Origin of the sequence: Arthrobacter sp. SPG23 (assembly GCF_000876655.1) — a bacterium.
GTDB lineage: Bacteria > Actinomycetota > Actinomycetes > Actinomycetales > Micrococcaceae > Arthrobacter.
In genome coordinates this window covers 25,968-43,961 of record NZ_JYCN01000019.1, presented here as the reverse complement: position 1 = coordinate 43,961, position 17,994 = coordinate 25,968, and the positions used below count along the sequence as shown (strand labels likewise).

Here is a 17,994-nt window from a genome sequence, read left to right as displayed (position 1 = left end):
CCGGTGTCAGACTGTGCCCAAGGCAGCCTAGGCTGCCGGAATCGCAGGCGCGTTGGTCTACAACGCCTGAACGGGAGGCGGGGGCCCAATGATAGCGAAGAGGCTTGTCATCGTGGGGGTGAGTATCGCGGCAGCGCTCGGGGGCGCTGCCGTTGTGTTCGATCAGCTGGCCGGAGCCGCGGATATTCGCGCGGCCGCGCCGCCAGACAACGTCCCCGGCTCGTCTTCCGGACCGGGCGGCACCCTGCCACCAGGGGTCGCGCCTGCTGGGGAGGGGACGTCCGCCGGACTGGGAACAGAGGCAGGGGGAGCGAACGGGACGTCGCCCGGATCCCAGGGACCAACGGGAAGCGGCGCGCCTGCGTCCGGACAGTGGGAGGTGCTTCCCCCTGTAGCAGCAGCCCCGACAGGGCTTCCGTTGCCATCCCCGCCAGTGGCACTGGTCAGCGCGCCGCTGCCGCCCACGGCTTCCGCCCAGGGAAAAATCGTCGCCGGGTTCCCCGAAACCGCGCTGCCGTTCCCTGACGGAAGCGTAGTGGTCTCCACAGGAGTATCTGCCGCGGATACCGTCCTCCAAGTGACGGCGGATGCCATCTCGGCGTCCAGCCAGGACTCAGTCGTGGGGCACTTTCAGCAGAAGCTCGCCGGACTTAACTTCTGGTCCGAGCCGGCCCCCGCCGCGGACGGGCAGCGATCGGTACGTTTCGTCAGGGGCGCCGATTCAGTGACGCTGACCACGTCAACCACCGGTACAGGCAGTACCCGGTTTATGTTGCTCGGCAACCTTCACACGACGGCGGGGTAACGGGCATGTACATCTCCGTCTCGGACCGGAACGGCGGCAAGAAGGACGCCCATCCGGCAGTGAGCGACCCCGCAGCGCGCCGGCGTGCTTTCCGCCTGTCGCCGGTCATCCTCTGGTTGGGAATTGTCAGCATGTTCACCGATGTCTCCTCCGAATCGGTATCGGCAGTCCTTCCCCTGTACATCACCGGATTCCTCGGCCTTTCCGCTATTGCCTTCGGGATACTTGACGGAATCAACCAGGGCGCCAGCGCCATCGTCAGGATCGCCGCGGGATGGGCAGCGGACCGGAGCGGACATCCGAAACGCATTGCACTCGCAGGCTACGGGCTGTCCATGGTGGCCAGGGTCGGTTTCCTTTTCGCCGGTGGCTTCTGGGCGCTGACGGCCATCGTCACCGGTGATCGGATCGGTAAGGGCATCCGCACAGCACCGCGGGACGCGCTCATTACGGTGTCCGCCCAGCCCGAGTACCTGGCGCGCCACTTTGGCGTACACCGGATGCTGGACAACATCGGTGCTGCAGGCGGCCCGTTGCTGGCGTTCTTCATTCTCATGCTGATCCCCAACGGCTACAGCACGCTCTTTGTGGTCTCCCTTGCCTTCGCGGTGATCGGCGTCGCCGCGCTCGCATTGCTGGTGCCCAACCTTAAGACTGGAACCCCGGCAGGACCGGCGCCTGGACGGCGCCCCGGTCAGGTCTTCGTCTTTCGCTGGAGCCTGCTGAAGGAGCCCGGACTTGGCAGGCTGCTCCTCGCTGCGGGGCTTCTCGGATTGCTGACCGTGGGCGATGGATTTATCTACCTGGTCCTGCAGGACCGGGACTCCTTTGCGGTGCAGTGGTTCCCGCTGCTGTATGTGGGCACGAACGTCATATTCCTCATTCTCGCAATCCCGCTGGGCAGGCTGGCGGACCGTTGGGGAAAAGCGAAAGTCTTCGTGGCGGGGCATGTAGCCCTCCTGCTGTGCTATCTCCTCGCCGCCGCACCGCTTGGCGGATTCGGTGCCACGCTGGCGTGCCTCGTCCTGCTCGGGGCCTTCTATGCCGCCACCGATGGTGTGCTCGCCGCCCTCGCAAGCCAGCTCACGCCGCCGGAGAAGCTGGCCACGGGCATCGGCGCAGCCCAGACCGTTGTTGCCCTGAGCCGCATGGCTGCTTCGGCCGGTTTCGGCGTCCTGTGGTTCACGCTCGGTCCTTCCACGGCGATGGTGGTAGTAGGCGGGTGCCTCGCCGTCGCCGTACCGGCCGCCTTGCTGATCCTGCGGGCGGGAATGCGTCAAAGGCATGAAGCTTGAGCCCCGTGAGTGGCAGGAAGCACTGGATCATTCTGTTGGTGATCACCGTGGTGGTCCTTGCAGGGGCCGGTTCCTATGCCGCTATCGCTTTCCAGCGCTTCCAGGACAGCCGCTCGGCAGCGTCCGCCGTCAGCGTGGCCTCCGGGCGCGCCCTGCCCGCGGCCCCTTTTGTCCTGTTCCGGAATACGGCACCGGGGCAGGGGTACGGCATGGCCGGGACTGTCCCGCTGGAGGAACCGGCCGGGCAGCGGTTGCTGGCCTCCGAGGCCTGCGACCGGGTCTATGGCACCTCCCGGAATGTCGTCTGCCTGAAAACTAACCGGGGCCTCGTTACCAACTTTGAGGCGGTGCTGCTGAACCGGGAGTGGCAACCGAACAGCCGTTGGGCCCTGCCGGGGATGCCCAGCCGAACACGGATGAGTGCTGACGGCTCGCTGGTGTCCACAACGGTGTTTGTTACCGGCCACTCCTACGGCGCTTCGGGTTTTTCGACGGAAACGTCCATCAGCCGGACTGACGGAGGCGCCGGCACCGGCAACCTGGAGGCGTTCGCCCTCATCGTCAACGGAGCGCACGTCACGGCGGCCGACCGGAACATCTGGGGCGTGACATTCGTCCTCGGGGATGCGGACGTGTTCTATGCCACGGCGGCGTCGTCAGGGCGCATTTGGCTGGTCAAGGGGAGCATCTCGGCCAAGACGCTTACGGCAATCCACGACGGTGTCGAATGTCCTTCCGTGTCGCCCGACGGTACCCGCGTGGCCTACAAGATGAACATCGGCACTCCCGTGGCGGCCCATTGGAAGATCGCCATCCTGGACCTGGCCAGCGGAAACGAAACAGTTTTGGCGGAGGCACGCAGCATTGACGACCAGATCGAATGGCTCGACGACGGGATACTGCTCTACGGAGTGCCCCGCGACGGCGCCGAGGGCGATAGCGACATCTGGCAAATCAGGGCTGACCCCTCCGCCCGGGCGTCCCTGTTCATAGAACACGCCTGGTCGCCATCCGTGGTGCGCTAACTGCTTTCCGAACCGCCGGCCGCTGTGCCCGCCAGGGCACCGAGGGGCCCTCGCACCACTGCCAGGGCCCCTTGGAAAGAACCGAGGGGCCCTGGTAGTGGAAACGCATGCCCGGGTCTATCGTGGGGCGAACACCACATCCACGAAGTAGTTCGTCTTATTGCTTGACTGGTTGGGAACCGCCGTTCCCGAACCAAAACGGTAGAGCCCGTTGTTGTTCGCCCTGGCGGTCAGGGCACCGCTGGTCCACGCCTTCGTGAAGAAGTTGGGCGTGTAGGAATACCGGCCCGCCGGCGCGTTGTAGGACACGATGTAGTTCGTGCCCACGGTCAGCGCTATCGGTGTCGGCAGTGTGGCAGTCTGCCAGCCGCTTGCCGTTTCATTCGTGAACGTCACCTTGGCCAGCCGCACTCCCGATGCCGTCCATAGGGAACCTGTGTGCGTTCCCGTGTTGCTGGTGCCCTTGTAGAAGCGAATTGCGGTGACGGAGCCGGCTATCGACGAATTGAATGCCACCCCGAGCTCCACCGCCCGCACATCCGTCGACGCTGCGATCTGCGGAAGCAGGGACGCGAAGAGGGACTGGGTGGGCGGCGGGGGCGTGAGGGTTGTGAATTGCCAGGAGGTGGGTGCGAGCGCCGCCCCGGCCAGCGAGCTGATATTCGCGGCGCTCGCAGTGATGACGGTATTTCCCGGGAGTTGCTGTGAAGGGGTGAACGTCACCGTGCGGCCATCTGCGGACAACGCCGAGGTGCCTGCGATGTTGGTACCGCCGGCAGCAATGACCAGTGAAGCGCCCGGCTGCACGGCAGAGGAGAGGGTCAGGCTGGGCTGGACATTGAGCGCCACCGCGGTGGCATTAGGGGCCGGCGACTGTGCCGTGACAGTCAGGGGCTCCGGGGGAGGGGCAACGGCCGAGGTCTGGAAGACCAGGTCCACAAGGTAGCTCGAACTCGAAGAAGAGCCCGGGAAGTCGCCGCTGTAGGAGAACCCGCCGGAGTCCTGAGTGGTCCGCAGGGGTCCGCTCGTAAAGCCCGTTGAGAATCCTCCCGGAGTGGCGGAATAGGTGCCAGTAGGCGATTTGTAGGAAGCCACGTATTCGGTGTCGGCCGCTATGGTGACGGGCTGGCTGAACGTTGCGGTCTGCCAGCCGGCAGTGGACTCGGCCGTGAATGTGACGGTGGCGAGTTGCTGGCCCGAGATGCTGAACAGGCTACCGGTGTGGGTTCCGGTGTTGCCCGCGGCTTTATAGAAGCGGATACCGGTGACCTGCCCGCTGGTGGAGCTCGCAAACCGTACGCCCAAGGCCAACGGGACTCCGTCCTTGATTTCCATGACGGACGGAGTCACCGTGTCCTGGTAGAGGGTGCACGGACACACTCCGTCGGTCCTGGGAAGCGGCACGGTGGTGAATGTCCAGGTACCGCCGGCGCTGAGCACCTGGTCAGTCGTGGAAGTGGCCGTCAGCGCGGCTGTATAGCTGGTGGCCGCCGCCAGCGGCGCAGACGGCGTGAAGGTCACTTTGCCGGACGCTGAGTCGTAGCTCGTGGTCCCCGAAATGTTCGTGCCGCCAGGTCCGGCGACGGTTAGCTGGACACTCGATGCGATGGCTGGCTTGGAGAACGTCGCTCCGACGGTCGTGTCCAGTGCAACGCTGGATGAACCCGGAAGCGGTGTCTGGGCACCTGCCACAAACGCCGGCTCCGGATATTGCACCACGACATCCACGAGGTAGCTCGTCGTGGAGCGGACGTTGGGGAAGTCGCCCGTGTAGGAATAGGCACCCGCATCGGAGACCGTCCGGAGGTTTCCGACGCTGAGGCCGCCGGAACCAAATCCGTTCGCCGTCGCGGAGTATGCTCCGGTCGAGGTCTTGTAGGCCATGATGTACTCGGTGTTCGCCGACATCCCCACAGGCTGGTTGAAGTTGGCAGTCTGCCAGCCGGCGGTGCTCTCATTTGCGAATGTCACCGTTGCCAGCTGCTGCCCGGCGGCCGTGAACAACGTGCCGGTATGGGTGCCGGTATTACCCGATGACTTGTAGAAGCGGACGCCCGTCACGGTGCCGTCTGCGGTGCTCGAGAAGCGGATGCCCAGGGTCAGCGGCACGCCGTCCCTGATCTCCTGGATTCCGGGGAGGACGGAGTCATCGTAGAAGCTGCACGGGCAGCTTCCCGGAGTCGGCGGTGAGACCACCGTCGTGAACGACCACGTTCCGCCGTCCGTCAGGGATCCGCCGGTGGCGGCAGTGGCGGCCAGCGTCACGGTGTACGTTGTTGCCAGCGCCAGGACGGCGCCCGGTGTGAACGTCACCTTGCGTGTGGTGGAGTCGTAGGCGGTGGTGCCGGCAACTGTGGTGCCGTCGGCCGCTTTCAGGGTCAGCTGCACGCTCGACGCCGTGACCGGCTTGGAGAAGACAGCTCCGACAGTGGTCGACTGGGGAACACTGGATGATCCGCCCAGGGGCCATTGTCCGGAGGCTGTCAGAGGGGTGTTGTCCACGGTGTCGAAAACCGCATCAACGAAATAGTTGCCGTTGCCGAAACTGTTCTGCGGGAAGGCATCGGGACCGCCGTAGACACCGGCTGGCTCGCTCCCGAATCCGCCCGCCACCGTGAGGGGCGGTTCAGTGAACCCGAAGTTGGCCCACTGGTAGTCCTTAATGGCGTAGTGGCCTTTGGGGGCGGTGTAGGAAACCGTGTATTTCTGCCCAGCCGAAACCGCTACCGGCTGGCTGAACAGGACCTTCTGCCACCCTGAGGCTGATTCTGACGTGAAGGTAGCGGTTGCGAGCCGCTGTCCGGCCGAATTCCAGAGGGATCCCGTGTGTGTTCCGGTATTTCCGGTGCTTTTGTAGAAGCGGACACCGGTGATGAAGCCGTCCACGCTCGGCGTAATCTTCATACCGAGCTCGTAGGCGCCTCCGTCCTGGGAATCCGGCACCGCGGGGACCTGCTGGCCGAAGACGGTGTAGGGGCCGCTTAGCTGCAGGTTTCGCGTAGAGGCGGTGCCGATGTTGGCGCTGTCGTCGACGGCACGCACCTTGATGCTGGCCGTGTTGAGCCCTTTCTGGATATACGTGTAGGTCCAGTTTTGTTTGCCCTGGGCAGGATGCCAGGTGGTCCCGCCGTCGGTGGAGACTTCGACGCCGGCTACGATGCCGCCGGTATCGCTGGCTGTGCCGGACACCGTGACGCTGCCGCCGTGCGCGATGACGGCCCCTTCAGCCGGGGAGGAGATGGATACTGTTGGTGCTGCCGCATCACTGCTGGCACTTGCCGCGGTCAGCGCCGTATCCCGCGTCCCCGGCTGGGCGCCCATGTCCGCCAGCAGGTTGATCTGGGCTTGCTGCATCCGCGGATCCGCAGCGGCACCGTTCCCGTCATGCTCCTGGTCGAGGCCCCAGGTCCACTGGACTGTGCCGGCCGAAAAGACCAGCGCACCGCTCGCTGCCTTGTACATCGTGGTGTTATGGGTTGTTGTTCCCGGCTTCACCGTGTTGCCGAAGTCCTGGAGGTACTGATCGACGGCGCCGGTAGTGGTGGACAGCCTGATCGTGCCGGCTGGCCGGAAGCCGTTGTCGAGGTCCTCATTGGATTCGTAACCGACAGTATGTTGTGCCAGCTGGGCTGAACTTCCGGCGGCCAGCGACGCGAGCGGAGTGTTGCGCCACAGGCGTGCCTTGCCCTCTGCGGCACTCACGGTGACCGGAAGATCCGTGAAGTTGGACATATAGAGCGTGCCTGTCAGTCCGTTCTCGGGCAGGCCCCCTCCATTGGCCTGTGAGGCGTATCTGGGATCACGCCACGTTCCGGTCCATTCGGTGCTGGGATCAATCTTGCCGTTGGACCATGTCTCCTTGTAGGAGGTGATGGTCCGGAACGCTGCCCCGTCGACCTGGGACGGTTCGTAGCGCGTGCGCCAGTACATTTCGTTACCGGACAGGAACTGAAGGTTAACACCGGCGTCGCGCGCGGCTTCCACGTTGGCCCGCTGGGGACCTGACCAGTATTCGTCGTGGCCCACGGAAAGGAATACCTTGTGGTTGAGGAGCTGCGCGCCGTTCCGGTGGGTGTCGACGCCGCTGATGTAGCTGACGTCGTAGCCGTTTTTCTCCAGGAACCGAACCAGAGGGTACTCGTTACCGAAGTAGAAGTCCCGACCCGAGGACTCACCGCGGGTGGCAAACGGCCGGTTGTAGCTGATCTTGTAGGCCCTGCCGTTGACGGCCCCCTGGTAGAAGTCGGCCCCGCCGTAGGTGTTGTAGGCCTGCCACGTTGTGTCGGAGGTCTGGAAGACCACGTCGGAATGGCTGCCGTCGGAGCGGACAATAAAAGTGATGTGGCTTTGGCCGCCGGTGTCCGGCCGGGTCAGCAGTGCGACGTAGACGCCGGAGACGGCCGTGGCCGGGACCTGCCACGTGGCCGAAACAGCCCACGTTCCGCAATCGTAAAGTTCCGTTGTCACGTCGGACCGGCATTGGGGCTGTGATTGCCGGAAGGCCAGGGGCGTGACGTCTGCGATCTTGCGGGCCCCGAGGCCTTGGTACCAGCCGGTCCGGTAGATGGCGATGCTGTAATTGGAGGCGTTGGTGTCAATCTTGAAGTTGATCGGCTGGCCGGCGTTAACACTGATGTCGGTGGCAAACCCCTGAATGTCCGAATCACCGGCCCCGGTGATGTCCCACTCGGAGGGCGGGCTTCCGGGCTTGGAATTTTCGCAGGCAATGGCGTTCACAACGGGCGCACAAGGGTCCGCCGCGTATGCGAACGGTAAGAGCCCGGCAGGTGCTGCAGCCGGCAGGAGCGCGGCCACCATGGCTAATGCCAGCAGGAAGATGACCTGCTTGAAGGCTTTGAGCGTGCGATCGGCTGAGGGTACAGACATGTGAACTCCTGGAGTGAGTGCGCAGTTGCGAATCAGGCGGTGCTTTGTGCACTGCCCTGCATGCCGCCCCCCGGCGCAGCCAAACCAAGATATTCAGTTGTCGTCCAGCAAAAGGTCGCGTCGATAACGCCCCTCACTGCATCATGGCCCGTCCAGCTCCGCTGGATCCTGCCAAGTCGATCCGGTGTGAGACCACCGGGTCGAGCAGCGTCAAGCAACCTTTAGCCGCGAGTCTAAGGGCTTGCCACGAGGCGTGGCAAGGGTCTGCATACCGCAACAGGCCAAAATCCGGGCTTTGTCGGAGGCACGCAGTAGATTTAAGGCGGGAACAGCCCGCTTCAGCCACTCAGGAGATCCGAACCACCTTGCACCTCAAGAGCCTGACCGTCCGCGGATTCAAGTCGTTCGCGTCAGCCACGACGTTCGAATTCGAGCCGGGCGTCACTGCAGTGGTCGGTCCGAACGGTTCCGGTAAATCGAATGTTGTGGATGCCCTGGCCTGGGTCATGGGCGAACAGGGTGCCAAGACATTGCGCGGCGGCAAGATGGAGGACGTCATCTTTGCGGGCACCTCCGGCAGGCCGCCGCTGGGCCGGGCCCATGTCTCGCTGACCATCGACAACACGGACGGCGCGCTGCCGATCGAGTACAGCGAAGTGACGATCTCACGGACGCTCTTCCGCACCGGCGGGTCCGAGTACGCCATTAACGGCGCTGGCTGCCGTCTCCTGGACATCCAGGAACTGCTCTCCGATTCCGGCCTGGGCCGCGAAATGCACGTGATCGTGGGGCAGGGCCAGTTGGACAAGGTCCTGCACGCTACCCCGGAGGACCGGCGCGGCTTCATCGAGGAGGCTGCAGGCATCCTCAAGCACCGCAGGCGCAAGGAAAAAACGGTCCGGAAGCTGGAAGCGATGCAAGCAAACCTGCAGCGGCTGAGCGACCTCACCAGTGAAATCCGTCGCCAGTTGACCCCGCTGGGCAAGCAGGCGGAAGTGGCGCGCCGGGCCCAAAGCGTCCAGTTTGAGGTCCGGGACGCCCGGGCCAGGCTCCTGGCGGACGACCTCGTGCAGTTGCAGTCCGCCCTGGCCAAGGACGTAGCCGATGAATCTGCTCTGAAGGCCCGCCGGGCAGTTGTTGAGAGGGGCCTCGAAAACGGTCGTGAGCGGCAGGCGGCGCTGGAACAACGTGCGGCGGAAGCCACCCCCCGGCTCAATGCTGCGCGTGACACCTGGTACCAGCTATCGGCGGGCCGGGAAAGATTCCGCTCCCTAGGGTCGCTCGCGGAGGAACGCCGCAGGCTTCTGGGTGCTGCGGACGAGATGCCCGACTCCGGACGGGATCCGGAACAGCTTGAAAGGAATGCCGCCCGGGTCCGCGAAGAACAGGCCGCCCTGGAAGACGGGATCCTGCAAAAGCGCACTGCACTGGAAGCCGCCACGGCAGCCAAGCAGGTCGCCGAAACTGCTGCAAGTGCCGAAGACAAGCGGCTGGCTGCGGTGCTCCGTGCTGCTGCTGACCGCCGGGAGGGGCTGGCTAAATTGGCCGGCCAGGTGGGTGCGGCGCGCTCACGCGTGGAGGCTGCACAGGCCGAGCTTGGCCGGCTCCGGGAAACCCAGACGTCCGGCGAGGAACGCCGGCGCCGCGCCCAGGGCGAGTTCACAGCCCTTGAATCGCAGGTTGCCGGTGTCGAGGAGGGCGAGGAATCGCTGGACGCTGATTACGAGGACGCGAGTGCATCACTGGACGCAATCCTCGAGGACATAGAGGCGCTGAAGTCTGCCGAGCGTGAAGGGGAACGGGAGCGCGATTCGCTGCTGGCCCGGCGGGACGCACTGCAGCTTGGGCTTAACCGCAAGGACGGGTCGGGCCGCGTGGCCGACTCGGGACTGCCCGGGATCATAGGGCCGGTGGCGTCGGTGCTCTCCGTAGAGCCGGGTTATGAAGCGGCAATCGCGGCCGCATTGGGAAACTCCTCCGATGCAGTCGTGGTTCGGGACGCCGGAACCGCAGTAGAAGCCCTGCAGCTGCTCAAGGCGGACGACGCCGGCCTTGCCTCGATGCTGGTGGCGGCGCCGGCAGCGAACGACGCCGCGGACCCGCTCTCCGCAGGTGTAGGTGCGCCCCGGCAACTTCCCGACGAAGCCCGCTGGGCTGCGGACCTTGTCAAGGTCTCTGCATCGGGGCCGGACGGATTCCCGTCGACACCGGAGGACGGAACCCCCGATGCGGGCCACCTGATCGACACCCTTTTGCGCAGGCTGCTGGCCGGGACAGCCGTTACCGAGGACATGGACTCAGCGTCGGCGCTCATCCGTGCGCAGCCCGGTCTGACGGCCGTGACACGGGCGGGCGACACCTTCACGGCTTTCACGGTACGGGGCGGCTCGGCGAGTGCACCCTCACTGTTGGAGGTGCAGGCCGCCGTCGACGACGCCGAAACCCGGCTTGCCAGCGTCAGCGCGGAGCTTGAGCGGAACCGTTTTGCGCTTGCCGCCGCCCGGGCACGAAAGACCCAGGCCCAGGAACGCGCGGACGCAGCCTTGGAGCGGCTTCACGAATCAGATGCCCGGCTGGCGGCTGTGGCCGAACGGCTGGGCCATTTGAACTCGGTGCTGCGCAGCGCAGTGGGCGAGAGCGAACGGCTTGGTGCGTCGCTGGCCAGGGCTGAGGCCAATATCGTGGCAGAGGAGGAGGCCCTGCAGGCTGCAACCGAGCGCCTGGACGCAGCCCGGCAGGTCCCCGAAGATGAGGAACCTTCGGCCGAGCTCCGTGACGAGCTCGCACTGGCGGCATCGGCTGCGAGGTCGGCCGAGATGGAGGCCAGGCTTTCGCTGCGGAGTGCCGAGGAGCAACTGACTGCCACCCGCAATCGCGCCCTTTCCCTGGAACGGGCAGCGGTGGCGGAACGCCGGGCGCGGGAGGAAGCTGCGCATCGTGCCCGCCGCCGCAGGCGCCAGGCCCGCAGGGCGGCGGCCGTTTCAGCTGCGGTGGAGCAGGTCATCGGCTTTATGGACATTTCCGTGGATGTCGCCCTGCACACGCGTGACCTTGCGGAGGAAGAACGGGAACTCAGGGACCGTGAGCTTCTGGAGGTACGGTCGCAGAACGACGCCCTCGGCCGCGAGCTGGCGGAATTGACGGATTCGGTGCACCGCGATGAGCTGGCCCGCACCCAGCAGCGGCTTCGGATCGAAGCCCTCGAATTGCGGTCCGTCGAGGAACTCGGCTTATCGCCCGAGCAGCTCGTGGCCGACTACGGTCCCGACCAGCCGGTCCCGGTGCCGGCAGGGGCGTCCGATGACAAGTGGGCGGCCCTCCGGGCACCGGTGGACGAGGACGGCAGTCCCATCCTGGAAGGCAAACCATTCGTCCGCGCCGAGCAGGAGAAACGGCTCCGGAAAGCGGAACGGGACCTGTCCTCCCTGGGACGGGTGAATCCGCTGGCACTGGAGGAGTTCGCCGCGCTGGAAGAGCGGCACCAGTTCCTCAGCAGCCAACTCGAGGACCTCAAATCCAGCCGCAAGGACCTGCTGGACATCATCAAGGAAGTGGATGACCGGGTCCAAAAGGTGTTCGCCGAAGCGTTCGCAGACACATCGGCACAGTTCGTTCGTGTTTTCGCCCGGCTCTTTCCCGGTGGTGAAGGCCGGCTGGTCCTGACCGACCCTGCCGACATGCTCACCACCGGTATTGAGGTGGAGGCGCGGCCTGCCGGCAAGAAGATCAAACGGCTCTCCCTGCTGTCCGGGGGCGAGCGTTCGCTCACGGCAGTGGCCCTGCTCGTGGCGATCTTCAAAGCGAGGCCTTCGCCGTTCTATGTGATGGACGAAGTGGAGGCGGCCCTGGATGACACCAACCTGGGCCGGCTGATCACGATTTTCGAAGAACTCCGCGAGTCCAGCCAGCTGATTGTCATCACGCACCAGAAACGGACCATGGAGGTTGCCGACGCGCTGTACGGCGTCACCATGCGGGGTGACGGGGTTTCAACAGTCATCAGCCAGCGACTCGGCGCGGAAGTCTAGCGGCCCGCGCGGCAGCATTTCATGGGTGACACATGTGTGAAACGTGTGTGAGAAGCTAGGGGAGTGAATGACATCCTCCCCATTATTCTTGCCATCCTCGCTGCCCTGGTGGTCATTGGCGGACTGATCCCGGTCCTCCTGAAGACCCGCCGGAACATCACCAAGTACCCGGGCACCCGGGACGCCAACGATCCTGTCGAACCCGTGCGCGGTGCGGGCGGAACGCTGGTGGAGGAAAGCCCGTCGGTATCGCCGGAGCGCAGGGCACCCGGCGGCGTCGACCTCGAAGGGCTGGAGACCGCTGAGGTCCCCGATGACGCGGCGGGGCTTGAGACCATTGCGGTGGAGACGCCGCTGCCTGTTGCGGGACGGCTGACAAGGCTCCGGGAACGCCTTGTCAGGTCCAACAACATCTTCGGCAAGGGCCTGCTCGCGCTCCTGTCCAGCGACAAGATTGATGAGGACGTCTGGGACGAGGTCGAGGAAACCCTGCTGCTGGCGGATCTTGGCACCGAGTCGACCATGCAGCTGGTCGACGCCCTTCGGGAGCGCGTCAAGGTGCTGGGAACACGGACCCCGGAGCAGGTCAAAGCCCTGCTCCGCGAAGAACTGATCAAACTTGTGGACCCGACCATGGACCGCAGCCTCCGCACCGAACGCCACGCCGACAAGCCGTCCGTCATGATGGTTGTGGGCGTCAACGGCGTGGGTAAGACAACCACCGTGGGCAAGCTGGCGCGGGTCCTCGTGGCCGAGGACAAGGACGTCCTGCTGGGCGCCGCGGACACGTTCCGTGCCGCCGCCGCAGAGCAGCTCGCCACGTGGGGCCAGCGCGTGGGCGTCCCCACGGTGAAGTCCGACGTCGACGGCGCCGACCCCGCGTCGGTCGCCTATGAAGCGGTCAAGGCAGGCATCGACCAGGAAGTCGACGTGGTGATGATCGATACCGCCGGCCGGCTCCAGAACAAGGTGGGCCTGATGGACGAGCTAGGCAAGGTCAAGCGTGTCATCGAGAAGCTTGCCGAGGTGGACGAGGTCCTGCTGGTGCTGGACGCCACCACCGGACAGAACGGCCTGAACCAGGCCCGGGTGTTCTCCGAAGTAGTCAACATCACCGGCATCGTGCTTACCAAGCTGGACGGCACGGCCAAGGGCGGCATCGTGGTGGCCATCCAGAAGACGCTCGGGGTTCCGGTCAAGCTGATCGGGCTGGGCGAGGGCGCGGATGACCTCGCCCCGTTCGATGCCGAGAGCTTCGTGGACGCGCTGCTGAACTAGGCTGCTGAACTAGGTCCCTGAGCCAGGGGCGGTCCGCTGGAACGTCTCCCGCGCCAGCACCCAGCCGGCTGCGGCCACGATCAGGACGCCCCCGGTCACGCCGAAGGCCCAGCCGTACCCGAGCCGGTCCGCGAGGAGCCCGGCAAGGACCGGGCCGATGATGGCGCCGGCATCGGACGTCATCTGGAAGACCGCCAACACGCGGCCGCCCGAGCGTCCGTTGCCGATGACATCGGCGATGGCGGCCTGCTGGGCCGGACCCAGCAAGCCGGAACCAATTCCGGCGACGGCGGAGGCCGCCAGGAACCAGGGCATGTCGTGGGTCAGCCCGATGCCCGCCGTTGCCACACCGGTGAGGACCAGCCCGGAAATCATCAGGGGCTTGCGGCCCAGGCTGTCGGCCAGTTTCCCCGAGACCGTGAGCGCTGCGGCGTTGCCGCCGGCAAAAACGGCCAGGGCCCAGCCGGCCGCGGCCGGTCCGGCGCCGATTGCGGCCACGGCGAACAGCGGGACGGTGGCCATGCGCACGCCGAACGTCGCCCAGCCGTTGGCGAAGCTGGAGAAGAGCCCTGCGCGGTAGGCGCTGTCGCGCAGGGCATCGCCCAGTCGCATGGCAGGCGCCTGGCCGCTGTCCTTTCGGGACGCGCCGGGTACGTGGCTGAGTTGCGTCTGGACCACCAGCGCGGCCAGGACCAGCGCGGCAGCATAAGCCAGGAACGGGATGCGGAGGCCGAAGCCGGCAAGCAGTCCGCCAACGATGGGGCCGCAGACGTTGCCGATGAGGAAGGCCGACGCGTACGCACCGGACACACGCCCGCGGCTCTCCGGGGGAGCGAGCCGGACCACCAGCGCCATGGATGCGACCGTGAACATCACCGAGCCGGCGCCGCCCAGGCCCCGGAAGATGAGCAGCTGCCAGTAGTCCTGCGCGAAGGCGCACGCCGCCGTTGAGGCTGCGACGATCAACAGGCCAGACACATACACCGGACGTTCGCCCAGCCTCACGATCAGCGCGCCGCCTGCGGGTGCGAACAGCAGCCGCATGAAGGCAAAAATACTGACGATCACAGCGGCGGCCGTTGCCCCGACGTCGAACGTTGTGGCGAACTGCGGCAATACAGGCGCCACCAGCCCGAAACCCAGCGCGATCAGGAACGCTGCGGCCAACATCACCTTAATGTCGCGCGGGAGCCGTGTTGGAGACGGCTGTGCTGCAGCATCGGGGTGGTCGGAATGGCCGCCATTCCGGCGGGGCAGTGCCTTGCCGGGGCGGAAACGATCGGTCATGGTGCCGTTGTCCTTGCAGGGTGCTGTGGAAGTGCGGTTTGGGACTGGTGAAACATAACCGTAACAAGCAAGATATGCACCATTTACTTCCGGGAGGTTGTTGTAACAACCCGGACATCTAAATCCTCCGCCGGCGAAACACTGCCCGGCAAAAATCGTCTAAGAACGCAAAAGGCGTTGGGCAAGCGGATGAATCCGCAGGATCAACTAAGCATCTAGGCAAGGGAGGACGTGCACCATGGAACTTACCGCAGGTCACGTATGGCTCATGGTTGCGGCGGCACTTGTGCTGTTCATGACACCAGGGCTGGCATTTTTCTACGGCGGCATGACACGTGCGAAGGCCGCGCTGAACATGATGATGATGAGCTTCATCTCCATCGGCATGGTCGGCGTGGTGTGGGTGCTCTGGGGAGCATCCATGAGCTCCGGCGAAGGCTTTATGCAGATCGTCGGCAACCCGTTCGCAACGTTCGGACTCGAAGGCATCACCGCCCCGGACGGACTCATCAAGGTCGGCTACGCAGCAACGTTCGCCATCATCACGGTGGCCCTGATCAGCGGCGCCATCGCGGACCGCGCCAAGTTCGGCGCATGGACTGTCTTTGTCCCTGTCTGGGTCACGCTGGTCTACTGCCCGATCGCCTACATGGTCTGGGGCGGCGGCCTCTTCGGGCCTGAAGGCGCAGTCGGCAAGGCCCTCGGCCCGGCAATCGACTTCGCCGGTGGCACCGTGGTCCACATCAACGCCGGTGTTGCAGCCCTGATCCTTGTCCTGATCATCGGCAACCGCAGGGGCTTCGGCAAGGACCCGAACCACCGCCCCCACAACATCCCGTTCGTGATGCTCGGCGCAGCCATCCTGTGGTTCGGCTGGTTCGGCTTCAACGGCGGCGCAGCAACCACGGCGGAACAGGGCGGCCTCATCTGGGTCAACACCCTCGCCGCACCGGCAGCTGCGATGCTCGGCTGGCTCATCACCGAACGCATCCGCGACGGCCACCCCACGTCCCTGGGTGCAGCCTCGGGTGTAGTTGCCGGCCTGGTCGCCATCACCCCGGCCTGCGCCAACGTCAGCCCCATCGGTGCGCTGGGCCTCGGCGTCGTCGCCGGTGTGGCTTCCGCCCTCGCAGTCGGCCTCAAGTTCCGCTGGGGCTTCGATGACTCCCTGGATGTCGTCGGCGTCCACCTGGTTTCGGGCATCATCGGTACTGTCGCACTGGGCTTCATCGCCCTCCCGGTTGAAGGCGTCGGCGGCGGCCTGTTCTACGGCGGCGGCCTGACCCAGCTCTGGGCCCAGCTCGCAGCCGCCGGCATCGCCATCGCGTACTCGGCCATCCTGACCACGGTGATCGCACTGGCCATCCACAAGACCATGGGCTTCCGGGTCTCGCAGGAGCAGGAAGTGGTGGGCGTGGACCTCAGCCTCCACGCAGAAACCGCCTACGAATTCGGCGTCGGCGGACACGGCGGGAGCTTCCAGCCGCTGCATGAACTGATCACCGGCAAGCAGGGCGACGAGTCCGCTCCGGTAACCGAAGACGGCAAGAAGACTGACGCAGCAACAGGTAAGGAAAGTGTGGGGGCATGAAACTGATCACAGCAATCGTCCGGCCGGAAAAGCTCGACTCCATCCGGGAGGGGCTCGAATCCTACGGTGTGCAGGGCCTCACGGTCAGCGCGGCCAGCGGATACGGCAGGCAGCGCGGCTACACCGAGGTGTACCGCGGGGCTGAGTACAACGTGGACCTGCTTCCCAAGATCCGCGTTGAGGTCCTGGCCACGGACGAACAGGCGGACGACATCCTGGATGTCATCATCGCCAGCTCCAACACAGGCCGTGCCGGGGACGGCAAGGTCTGGACTGTCGACGTATTCGAAGCTGTAAGGGTACGTACGGGAGAACGCGGCTCGGCCGCCATATAGCCCACGCGCAACGCATGAAGCGGGCCCGGCACCTGAAAAGGTACCGGGCCCGCTTTGTGCATTCCGGAAACCCTACGCGGGCCAGCCCTCGGGCCCTGATGATCCCGCGGCGTATTCTTCCAGCGGAACGCTGCCGCGGGCCCACGCTTTGATCACGGGTTCGATGATCCGCCAGCAATCCTCCGCGGTGTCCGCCCGCACGGACAGCAGCGGATCACCGGTGAGGACACCCTCAAGTACTTCGCCATAGGGGAGCAGGTCGGATGCGCTGAGTTCGGCGTTCAGGGTGGCCCGGTCCAGGCTCAGGACGTTGCCCGGGCCGTTCACGTCGACGTCGAACTGGAGTGTGTCGGGCCCGAACCCGATGCGGAGCTGATTGGGGGAGTCGACGCCGGTGAACCCCTTGGGCAGGTGGGGTACCGGTTTGAAGGTGACCACGGCTTCCTTGCGTTTTACCCCGAGCGCCTTGCCTGAACGGAGGATGAAGGGGACTCCGGCCCAGCGCCAGTTGTCGATGTCCACCCGGACTTCGGCCAGGGTTTCGGTGTTCCTGGACGCGTCCACCCCTGCTTCTTTGGCGTAGTCCGGTACGTCCCTCCCGTCGATGGACCCTGCCGTGTACCGGGCCCGCCGCGTGCTTGACCGGTAGGGCGCCTTGATGCTGCTGGCGCGAAGGAGTGTGGCAACAGCGTCCCGGAGGTCACGCTCGTCAACGGAAGCAGGCGGCTCAATGGCCATCAGCGCCATGATCTGCAGCAGGTGGCTCTGGATCATGTCCTGGAGGGCGCCGGCGGCGTCGTAGTAGCGGGCGCGGCCTTCGAGCGCGAGGTCCTCGTCAAAGATGACCTCCACTTTTTCGATGTAATCGCGGTTCCAGATGGGTTCCAGGAAGGTGTTCGCGAAGCGAAGGCCGAGGATGTTCAGTACCGTGGCCTTGCCCAGGAAATGGTCCACGCGGTGGATATGGTCCTCGGGGACGAGCGCCGCAAGGGTCTCGTTGAGATGGCGGGCGGAATCCTCACTGGAGCCGAAGGGCTTTTCCATGACCAGCCGGGTGCCTGCGGGTACTTCCCCGGGCGCCAGCACCTCACACGCCTTCTGGCTGACGTGCGGCGGCAGGGCGAAGTACACAGCCGCCGGAGCCTCGAGGCGGGACAGCAGGGAAGCCAGCTCCCCGCCCGCAGTCACGTCAAGCTGGTGGTAGGCGGTGGATCCCGCGATCCGCTTGAGTTCGCGCTTGCCGGCGGCGTCGGCCTGGGAGTTAGCGTCGGCAAAGGAAGTTTCGATGCGTTCGAGCCATTGTTCCCGGGTCCACGGATCCGAGCCTGCTCCCACGAGCGTCAGCCCGTCGGCACGGCCCCTGGCAACCAGGCGGGCGAGTCCCGGCAGCAGCAGCCGGCCGGTAAGGTCCCCGGATGCGCCGAGGATGAGCAGGGTTTTTACAGTTGTTTGGGCGGCCATCC

10 protein-coding genes are annotated in these 17,994 nt (G+C 65.4%); 7 read left to right on the top strand and 3 right to left on the bottom strand.

Features of this window, described 5'->3' with window-relative positions; translation table 11 throughout:
- Positions 1-418 precede the first annotated feature (418 nt).
- Genes TV39_RS21435 through TV39_RS12945 form a run of 3 tightly spaced genes read left to right on the top strand, consistent with a single transcriptional unit; the run spans position 419 to position 3,125 of the window.
- Positions 419-805, top strand: coding sequence for a hypothetical protein (locus TV39_RS21435; RefSeq protein WP_144406410.1), 387 nt, complete (start codon positions 419-421; stop codon positions 803-805).
- A 5-nt stretch (positions 806-810) separates the two neighbouring features.
- Complete coding sequence (locus TV39_RS12950; protein WP_200891018.1) at positions 811-2,100, top strand: MFS transporter; 1,290 nt, start codon at positions 811-813, stop codon at positions 2,098-2,100.
- A 5-nt stretch (positions 2,101-2,105) separates the two neighbouring features.
- On the top strand, positions 2,106-3,125 hold the full coding sequence (locus tag TV39_RS12945; protein WP_326942810.1) for a hypothetical protein: 1,020 nt from the start codon (positions 2,106-2,108) through the stop codon (positions 3,123-3,125).
- 117 nt (positions 3,126-3,242) lie between these two features.
- Here TV39_RS12945 and TV39_RS12940 read toward each other — a convergent pair whose 3' ends face one another.
- Entirely contained in the window at positions 3,243-8,012 is a 4,770-nt protein-coding gene (locus tag TV39_RS12940; protein WP_043482366.1) for a DUF4082 domain-containing protein, read from the bottom strand.
- A 365-nt stretch (positions 8,013-8,377) separates the two neighbouring features.
- Here TV39_RS12940 and smc point away from each other — a divergent pair, with 365 nt between their 5' ends.
- Both smc and ftsY read left to right on the top strand, forming a co-directional pair.
- On the top strand, positions 8,378-12,040 hold the full coding sequence (smc, locus tag TV39_RS12935; protein ID WP_200891017.1) for a chromosome segregation protein SMC: 3,663 nt from the start codon (positions 8,378-8,380) through the stop codon (positions 12,038-12,040).
- Positions 12,041-12,103: 63 nt separating this feature from the next.
- Positions 12,104-13,318, top strand: a complete 1,215-nt coding sequence (gene ftsY / locus TV39_RS12930; protein WP_043482364.1) for a signal recognition particle-docking protein FtsY — start codon at positions 12,104-12,106, stop codon at positions 13,316-13,318.
- A 9-nt stretch (positions 13,319-13,327) separates the two neighbouring features.
- Here ftsY and TV39_RS12925 read toward each other — a convergent pair whose 3' ends face one another.
- Entirely contained in the window at positions 13,328-14,488 is a 1,161-nt protein-coding gene (locus TV39_RS12925; RefSeq protein ID WP_442853497.1) for an MFS transporter, read from the bottom strand.
- 355 nt (positions 14,489-14,843) lie between these two features.
- Between TV39_RS12925 and TV39_RS12920 the strand changes: the two genes are divergently transcribed.
- Together TV39_RS12920 and TV39_RS12915 are read left to right on the top strand one after the other, a co-directional pair.
- Complete coding sequence (locus TV39_RS12920) at positions 14,844-16,196, top strand: ammonium transporter (protein WP_043482362.1); 1,353 nt, start codon at positions 14,844-14,846, stop codon at positions 16,194-16,196.
- Complete coding sequence (locus TV39_RS12915) at positions 16,193-16,531, top strand: P-II family nitrogen regulator (protein WP_011692333.1); 339 nt, start codon at positions 16,193-16,195, stop codon at positions 16,529-16,531. The genes TV39_RS12920 and TV39_RS12915 overlap by 4 nt, the downstream gene beginning before the upstream one ends.
- Positions 16,532-16,603: 72 nt before the next feature.
- Here TV39_RS12915 and TV39_RS12910 read toward each other — a convergent pair whose 3' ends face one another.
- Entirely contained in the window at positions 16,604-17,992 is a 1,389-nt protein-coding gene (locus TV39_RS12910) for a glucose-6-phosphate dehydrogenase (protein ID WP_043482360.1), read from the bottom strand.
- Between the last annotated feature and the right edge of the window lie 2 nt (positions 17,993-17,994).